Here is an 8382-nt window from a genome sequence, read left to right on the forward strand (position 1 = left end):
CCGTGACCACCGACACTTACACCGTGTAATTCCTCTTCAGCGTCAGATGGTTAAAAGAGACAGCGTCTGGAAGGACCCCGCGTTCTTCCTCGCCCACCCGAAGGCGATCGCCGCGTTCGGGCGCGAGTGCAGCGCGCGCGGCGTCTACCCCAGCCACGTCGACGTCGGCGGCAACAAGGTGCCAGCGTGGCGCGGCGTGCCGATCTTCCCGTGCAACAAGATCCCGGTCAGCCAAACGCGGACGAGCTCGATCCTGCTGATGCGCACCGGCGAGGAGAAGCAGGGCGTCATCGGCCTGCACCAGGTCGGGCTGCCGGACGAGTACCAGCCGGGCCTCTCCGTCAGGTACATGGGCATCGACGAGAAGGCCCTCATCTCCTACCTGGTCAGCGCCTACTACTCGGCCGCCGTCCTGGTGCCCGACGCGCTCGGCATGCTGGAGTCCGTCGAGATCGCGCACGGCGGTGCCGCGTCGTGACCGAGACGCCCCCCGCGACAGCAGGATCCGCGCCGGAGGCGGCCGCCGACGAGCGGCGATTGGCCCTCAGCACGAGGGCCGCCCGAAACCTTGCGACGACGACCAAGTCCGTCCCGCAGATGCAGGGCATCACCCCGCGGTGGCTGCTGCGGCAGCTTCCGTGGGTGCGGGCGGATGCCGGCACCTACCGGGTGAACCGCAGGCTCACCTACCAGCTCGGCGACGGGCTGGTCACGTTCGTCAACGACGGCGCCGCGATCAGGGTGATCCCGCCGGAGCTGACCGAGCTGCCCCCGCTGCGCGGCTTCGCCGACACCGCCCTGCTGGACGGGCTCGCCGGACGGTTCGTCCAGCACGAGTACGCGCCCGGCGAGACGATCGCGGAGGCGGGCCGTCCCGAGGACACCGTCCACCTCATCGCGCACGGCAAGGTCCAGGTGACCGCGCGGGGGGAGTACGACGCCGAGACCAGGGTCGACATCCTCGACGGCGGCCGGTTCTTCGGCGACCGCGCCCTCCTCGGGGCCGGTGACGCCTGGACGCACACCTACCGCGCGCTCACGCCCACGATCGTCCTCGCGCTCTCCCCGGAGGCGATAGAAGAGCTGACCGAGCGGTTCGACTCGCTGCGCACCCACCTGGAGGAGTACCGGCGCGCTCCCGTCCCGCCGCAGACCAGGCACGGCGAGGCCGCGATCGACCTGGCGTCCGGGCACGCGGGGGAGCCCGCGCTGCCCGGCACGTTCGTCGACTACGAGGCGTCGCCGCGCGAGTACGAGATGAGCGTCACGCAGACGCTGCTGCGCGTCCACACCCGCGTCGCCGACATCTACAACGGCCCGATGGACCAGGTCGAGCAGCAGCTCAGGCTCACCATCGAGGAGGTCAGGGAACGGCAGGAGCACGAGCTGATCAACAACCGCGACTTCGGCCTGCTGCACAACGCCGACCTGCGGCAGCGCATCCAGACCCGCGGCGGGCCGCCGACGCCCGCGGACATGGACGAGCTGCTGGCCCGGCGCCGCAAGACGCGGTTCTTCCTCGCCCATCCGAAGACCATCGCCGCGTTCGGCCGCGAATGCACCCGCGTCGGCCTGTACCCGGCGACCGTCGAGGTGGACGGGCACCGCGCGCACGCGTGGCGCGGCGTCCCGATCTACCCCTGCGACAAGATCCCGATCAGCCGGTCCGGGACGAGTTCGGTGCTCGCGCTGCGCACCGGCGAGGACGACCAGGGCGTCATCGGCCTGCAGCGCACCGGGATCCCGAACGAGGTCCGTCCGGGCCTGTCCGTCCGGTTCACCGGAATCGACGACAAGGCGATCATGTCGTACCTGGTCAGCGCCTACTACTCGGCGGCCGTGCTGGTCCCCGACGCGCTGGGCGTCCTGGAGAACGTGGAGATAGCCCGCTAGCGGACCCGCCGCGACACACCCGCCACGAAGACCAGAAGGAGAGGGACGACATGCCCGTCTGGGGAGACGACCCGGCGGTCCTCCGCTGCGACCACCGTCCACCGGTGGACGGTCCCGAGACGGGCGGCCCCACGACAGGCGACCAGGCGCCGGGCGGCGACTCCGCGGAGGGCGGGGGCGCCGCCCGGTCGGCCGCGGAGGTGCTCGCCTGGAGCCGCCGCCTCCTCGACCCGGCCCTGCGGGACGCGGTCAAAACTTTGCCGGAGGCGATGCACGGCATCGCCGCCTACCACTTCGGCTGGCGGGACGACCGGGGACGCCCGCTCGGCGCCGCGGCGGGCGCGTCCGGCAAGGCGATCCGTCCCGCGCTGGTGCTGCTGGCGGCGCAGGCGGTCGGCGGGACGGCCGCCGCCGCGGTGCCCGCGGCCGTCGCGGTCGAGCTGGCGCACAACTTCTCGCTCCTGCACGACGACGTGATGGACGGCGACCTCACCCGCAGGCACCGTCCGACCGCCTGGAGCGTCTTCGGGACCGGCCCCGCGGTCCTCGCCGGGGACGCGCTGCTCGCCGCCGCGTTCGAGGCCCTCGCGAGCGTGGACGTCACGGGCGAGCGCTTCCCGGGCGAGGCGGCACTGATCGTCCCGCGCGCCGTCCGGACCCTCGGACGGGCCGTCATCGAGCTGGTCGAGGGCCAGAGCACCGACCTCGCGTTCGAGGAGCGCGGCGACGTGACCCTCGACGAATGCGTTGCCATGGCGAACCGCAAGACAAGCGCGCTGCTCGGCGCCTCGTGCGCGCTCGGTTCCGACCACGGCGGCGGCACCGCCCAGCAGACCGCCCGCTTCCGCGCCTTCGGCGAGCGGCTCGGCCTGGCCTTCCAACTGGCGGACGACGTGCTCGGCATCTGGGGCGACCCGGCCGTCACCGGCAAGCCCGTCCACTCCGACCTCCGCACCCGCAAGAAGTCGCTGCCCGTCGTGGCCGCGCTCACCTCCGCCACCCCCGCAGGCGACGAGCTGGCCGCGCTCTACCTGCGCGACGAGCCCCTCACCGGCGACGACGCTGCCCGGGCCGCCGTGCTCATCGACGCCGCGGGCGGCCGCGCCTGGACGATCGCCCGCGCCGACGCCGTCCTCGCCGACGCGCTCCGCGAGCTGGACGCCGCCGCCCCCGACCCCGTCACCGCCGTCGAACTCCGGACGCTCGCCCGCCTCATCGCGCACCGCGACCGATGAGCGCGGCCCTACACTGCGAGGCGTGCCGCCCCTAGCACCCGACGATCCACGACAGCTCGGCGCCTACCGGCTCGGCCAGGGCGGCCAGGGCGTCGTGTACCTCGGCCACGCCGGGGACGGCACGAAGGTCGCGGTGAAGGTGTTCCACGCGCAGCTGACCGCCGACCTCGACATCGTCAACACCCCGGGCACCCTCGACACGTTCGCGCGCGAGATGGAGGCGGCCAAGCAGGTCGCGCGGTTAGGCCGCTTCCTGATCGATCACACGTTCGAGTAGAGTCTCGTCCCGTGCAGGCGAAACAGGCGGGCGTCCGCGACCATGTGCCATTCCTGTGCCCGGCGGGGCACCGGCTCGAACCGGGACGCGTCATCGTCGGCTGGTCGCCGTGCATCTGCCCGCCGTGCGACGCACGCGGCCGAGGGCTGCGCGGCCACCGCACGTTCCTGTGCCTCGACTGCAAGGACGAGCACGTCACGACCAAGTGCTACCTGCCGCACCACGTCCCCGCCGAAAACAGCACCTACCGCTGGCCCTGATCCAGGCCCCGTCCGCGCCGCACTCCCTCGCTGAGGTTTTAGAGGCCGCGTTCCTGGGCGACCTGGGTGCGGACGGTCGGGACGACGTCCTCCGCGAAGCGCCTGATCTGGGCCTCCTGGTCGCCCTCCGCCCAGAGGATGAAGGCGTCCATTCCGGAGCCTACGGCGAGGTCGGTGAGCTCGTCCGTCCACTGGGACGCGGGGCCGCGCAGGAAGCCCTCGGACGCGCCGTCGGTGATCGTCCCGCTGATGTTGTAGAGCCTGCGGACGTCCGCCGGGTCGCGTCCGGCGGACGAGGCCGCCTCGTCGATGCGCGCGTGCATCGCGGGCAGCCGCTCCGGGGTCGCCCACGGGGAGGACGGGAGCCAGCCGTCGGCGGCGCGTCCCGTCAGCGCCAGGCCGCGCGGGCCGCCGACGCCGAGCCACAGCTCCATCCGGTGCGCCGGGACGGGTCCGGCCTTGGCGCCCTTCAAGCGGTAGTGGTCGCCGTCGAAGCGCAGGTTGCGTTCGCCGCTCCACACCTTGCGGATGACGGTGACGGCCTCCTCCAGCGCGTCGGCGGCCTCCTTGGGGGTGCGGCGGGGGCCGCCGAACGCCTCGATCGCGTCCCAGAAGCCGCCCGCGCCGAGGCCCAGTTCGGCGCGGCCGCCGCTCAGCACGTCCAGGCTCGCGGCGGCCTTCGCCAGCACCGCCGGCGGGCGCAGCGGCAGGCTCGCCACGTCCGGGAAGACGAGGAAGTAGCCGAATTCCAGTGGCCTGCCGTAGTCGCTCATGCCGCCGAGAACCCCCGGCCGGGCCGCCTTGTTCCCGCCCGGCTCAGCCCTTGATCTGGGTCCATGCCTCGATCCAGCGGGAGTAGTCGACGCAGGCGTCGCCGCGGTCGTCGCCGCAGTCCTTCGTCGGCGTCCGCCAGAACGCCAGGCGCTTGTAGAACGCCTGGTCGCCGACGCGGAAGGTCGAGCAGAAGCCCCTCGCGGTGTACCGGCACGCCTTCGGATTGGCGGGCGCCTCGCCGAACCACTGCGCCACCTGGGCCTGCACCTTCGGCGCCGTGATCCAGTTCATCCACTTGTACATGCAGGTCGGATGCTGCGCCTTCGAGGAGATCATCCAGGTGTCGGACCAGCCGGTCGCGCCCTCGACCGGGATCGTCGTCGCCACCGGCGCCTTCTCCGCCAGCGCCAGGTTCGCGGTGACCTGCCAGCCGACGCCCGCGTAGTTGGACCCGCTCGTGAACGAGTGCAGCTCGTCCAGGTAGGACACGAAGTACTGGTTGACGTTCGGCCGCTGCCGCTTGAGCAGGTCGACCGAGGCGGCGAACTGCTCCTCGTCCAGCGCGTAGACGTCGGTGATCTCCAGGTCGGGGCGGTGCGTCTTGAGGTAGAGCGCGGCGTCGGCGATGTAGATGGGCGAGTCGTAGGCGACGACGTGCCCGGCGGCCGGGGAGTCCGCGTCCCAGATGACGCTCCAGGACGTCGGACGCTGCTGGAACTTGTCCGTGCGGTACATCAGGACGTTCGCCCCGTACCCGTGCGGGACGCCGTACATCTGGCCGTTCACGGAGTTGTACGGCTGGTTCTTCAGGTATCCGGCGATATCGGCGTAGTTGCCGATCAGGCCGGTGTTGACCGGCGCCACCAGCCCGCCGTGGACGAGCCGCAGGCTCGCGTCGCCGGACGCGGACACGCCGTCGTAGCGTCCGGTCTCCATGAGCGCGACCATCGCGTCCGACGTGTCGGCCACCTTCGTGGTGACCTTGCAGCCCGTCGCCTTCGTGAACGGGGTGACCCAGTCGACCTTCCTGTCGTTCGAGCCGTTCTCCGCGTAGCCCGTCCAGACGACCATGTCGAGCCGGCCCTCCGGGGTGCCGAGCTGCTGCGCCATCGGGATGTCGGGCGGCGCGGCGGAGCCGCCGGAGTCACCGCCGCACGCGCCGGTGAGCGCCACGGCCGCGGACAGGACGAGGGCGGGCGCGGCGAGCCGGGTTTTGGTCGCGTGCGGAATACGAGCCATCACGCTGAGGCATCGTAGGGGCATTTCGGGCGGTTGGTGCGCACAAAACGTGATGATCTGGAAACTGTCGACACACGGCGGCGCGCGGTTCTAGGCTCTCCTGCGTCCCGCGCCCGCTCTCCGTCGCCCCCCGCAAGCCCTCCGTCACCATCCTCCGTCCGTTCTCCGTCACTGTCGTCCGTCCGAGTGAAGGTCAGCCGAAGTGCCAAATCGAGGCCGCACCGTGGACTCAGCCGCCGGCCGTCGGCGTACCCTCAAGGCCGCGCGGTTCCGCTCCATCCGCTTCAAGGTCGTCCTCATGGTGACCGTGTCGGTGGTCTCGCTCGGCGGGCTGTGGGCGTTCGCCGCGAGCATCGCGCTCGGCGAGGGCCTCAACCTCCGGCACGTCGAGACCGTCCAGGACCACTACGGCTACCCGTCGGGCGCGCTCGGCGGCGCGCTGCAGGCCGAGCGGCGGCTGTCGATGGTGTTCCTCGGCGGCCGGACGGGCGCCGACCGGGCGTCGATGGAGTCGGGCCGGCTGGTCACCGACCGGCAGGCCGGCCTGTTCCGCCGGCTCGTGACCGACACGGCCGCCCGCGACGCCGCGTCCGCCGACACCCGCCGCCTCGCCGACAAGATCCTCCGCGAGCTGGACGGGCTGGACGCCCGCCGCCGCGCCATCGACGCCGGCAAGACCGACCGGACGCGCGCCTTCGCCGGCTACACGACCCTCCTCGGCGACGTCGGCTCGCTCCAGGGCTCGCTCGTCACCCTCGACAACTCCGAGCTGGCCAGGGACGCCCGCAACGAGACGGCGCTGGCCCGCGCCCGCGAGGTCCTCGCGCAGGAGGACGCGCTCCTCGCCGGCGCGCTCGCCGCCGGGCGGGTCACGCCCGCGGAGCACGCCCAGTTCATCAAGCTCGTCGGGACGCAGCGCGCCCTCTACGGGTTCGCGGCGGCCGAGCTGCGGGCCGCCGACCAGGCTTACTACAAGCGCGTCGTGTCGATGCCCGAGTACGGCAGGCTCCGCGTGCTGGAGGACCGCTTCGTCACGTCCCCGCGGCTGATCAACGCCGCGGGCGGCACCGGCGTGGTGTGGAAGACCACCGCCGACTCGAACCTGACCCGGCTGCGGGGCCTCGAGCTGGCGGTGTCGGCGGGTACGGAGAGGCGCGCCGAGCCGATCTCCGGCGGCATCATCACCCGCGTCGTCCTCGCGGGCGTGCTCGGGCTCGTCGCCGTCGCGGCGTCCCTGGTGCTCGCGGTGTGGGTCGCCCGGTCCATCATCCGCGAGCTGGCCCTGCTGCGCCGCGAGGCGCTCGACCTGGCCGACGTCCGGCTGCCCGGGGTGGTCCGGCGGCTGCGGCGCGGCGACGAGGTCGACGTCGCCGCCGAGGCCCCGCCGCTCGGGTTCGGCACCCGCGAGATCGACCAGGTCGGCGAGGCGTTCAACGCGGCCAGGCGGACGGCGATCCAGAGCGCCGTCGAGGAGGCCACGCTCCGCCGCAACGTCAGCGACGTGTTCGTCAACCTCGCCCGCCGCAGCCAGACGCTGCTGCACCGGCAGCTCAAGCTGCTGGACGCGATGGAGCGCCGCATCGAGACGCCCGACGACCTGGAGGACCTGTTCCGCGTCGACCATCTCGCCACCCGCATGCGCCGGCACGCCGAGGGCCTGATCATCCTGTCCGGGCAGGTGCCGGGCCGCGGCTGGCGCAGCCCCGTCGCGATCGTGGACGTGGCCCGCGCCGCCGCGTCCGAGGTCGAGGACTACACCCGGGTCAACGTCGCGCCGATGAGCCGCGCCGCGATCGTCGGCCCGGCCGTCGCCGACGTCATCCACCTGCTCGCCGAGCTGATCGAGAACGCCACCGTGTTCTCGCCGCCGCACACCACCGTCCAGGTGCAGGGGCAGCCCGTCGCGCACGGCTTCACGCTGGAGGTCGAGGACCGCGGCCTCAGCATGGACGCGGCCGGGCTCGCCGCCGCCAACGAGCGGCTCGCCACCGCCGCCGAGTTCGACCTGTCCGACAGCGCGCAGCTCGGCCTGTTCGTCGTCGGGCGGCTCGCGCGGCGGCACCGCATCAGGGTCACGCTGCGGACGTCCCCGTACGGCGGGATGACCGCGATCGTCCTGCTGCCCGAGGACCTCGTCGTCCGGGATGCCGGGGACACCGGGGCGGGCACCGGGCCGGGCCGCGCGGCGGCGCTCACCACCGGCCGCGCGGACGACGCGCTCGTCCCCGCCGGGACGGTCCTCGGCGGGCAGCCCGCGTTCGACCAGGGCGGGTCCGTCCTGCAGCTCCCGCCGGGGCGGCACCCGGCCCCGCCGGACACCGGCGATCCGCTCGACCCCCTTGACCCGCTCGGCGCGCCCGCGCCGCCTTCCGTGCCCTCCGAACCCGGTTCCAAGACCGGGCCCCTTCCGGTGTTCGAGGAGCCCATGCAGGGACCGGCGCCGTCCCGGCGGACGCCGTCGCCGTCGGCGTGGGGCGAACCGCCGTCCGCCGCGGCGGTGGCCGAGCCCGAGCCGGTGCCCCAGCCGGAGCCCGAGCCGGGGCCCGGACGGGAGCGGACGCCCGGCATCCCGCGCTCGCCGCGCGAGGTCCGGCGCCGTCCTGCCGGGGGAGGCGCCGCCGAACGGCCGCCGCTGCCGAAACGCGTCCGGCAGGAGAACATGGCCGCCCAGCTGCGCGAGGCGCCCCTCGCCGCCCCCGTCCCC

General features: G+C 73.2%; 7 protein-coding genes and 1 pseudogene. 6 read left to right on the plus strand and 2 right to left on the minus strand.

The window, feature by feature from the left end; genetic code table 11:
- Window positions 1-64 precede the first annotated feature (64 nt).
- The 5 genes and pseudogenes from ETD83_RS36355 to ETD83_RS36375 form a co-directional block, all read left to right on the plus strand.
- A pseudogene (locus tag ETD83_RS36355) lies at window positions 65-478 on the plus strand (Crp/Fnr family transcriptional regulator); the annotation flags it as partial.
- Complete coding sequence (locus tag ETD83_RS36360; RefSeq protein WP_230421418.1) at window positions 475-1893, plus strand: family 2B encapsulin nanocompartment shell protein; 1419 nt, start codon at window positions 475-477, stop codon at window positions 1891-1893. The pseudogene ETD83_RS36355 and the gene ETD83_RS36360, both read left to right, overlap by 4 nt.
- 50 nt (window positions 1894-1943) lie before the next feature.
- Window positions 1944-3128: a polyprenyl synthetase family protein gene (locus tag ETD83_RS36365; protein WP_138649745.1), complete on the plus strand. Its 1185-nt coding sequence runs from the start codon at window positions 1944-1946 to the stop codon at window positions 3126-3128.
- Window positions 3129-3150: 22 nt separating this feature from the next.
- The gene (locus ETD83_RS45075; protein WP_138649746.1) at window positions 3151-3405 is read left to right on the plus strand and encodes a hypothetical protein; all 255 of its coding nucleotides are present in this window, start codon (window positions 3151-3153) and stop codon (window positions 3403-3405) included.
- An 11-nt stretch (window positions 3406-3416) separates the two neighbouring features.
- Entirely contained in the window at window positions 3417-3665 is a 249-nt protein-coding gene (locus ETD83_RS36375; RefSeq protein WP_138649747.1) for a hypothetical protein, read from the plus strand.
- 38 nt (window positions 3666-3703) lie between these two features.
- On the opposite strand, the gene ETD83_RS36380 is transcribed toward ETD83_RS36375, so the two are convergent.
- Together ETD83_RS36380 and ETD83_RS36385 are read right to left on the minus strand one after the other, a co-directional pair.
- On the minus strand, window positions 3704-4438 hold the full coding sequence (locus ETD83_RS36380) for an LLM class flavin-dependent oxidoreductase (protein ID WP_138649748.1): 735 nt from the start codon (window positions 4436-4438) through the stop codon (window positions 3704-3706).
- A gap of 43 nt (window positions 4439-4481) precedes the next feature.
- Window positions 4482-5678, minus strand: coding sequence for an ABC transporter substrate-binding protein (locus tag ETD83_RS36385; RefSeq protein WP_138649751.1), 1197 nt, complete (start codon window positions 5676-5678; stop codon window positions 4482-4484).
- Window positions 5679-5901: 223 nt separating this feature from the next.
- Between ETD83_RS36385 and ETD83_RS36390 the strand changes: the two genes are divergently transcribed.
- A partial coding sequence (locus ETD83_RS36390; protein WP_138649749.1) for a sensor histidine kinase occupies window positions 5902-8382 on the plus strand: 2481 nt, incomplete at its 3' end.

The organism is Actinomadura soli (assembly GCF_005889715.1).
Lineage (GTDB): Bacteria > Actinomycetota > Actinomycetes > Streptosporangiales > Streptosporangiaceae > Spirillospora > Spirillospora soli.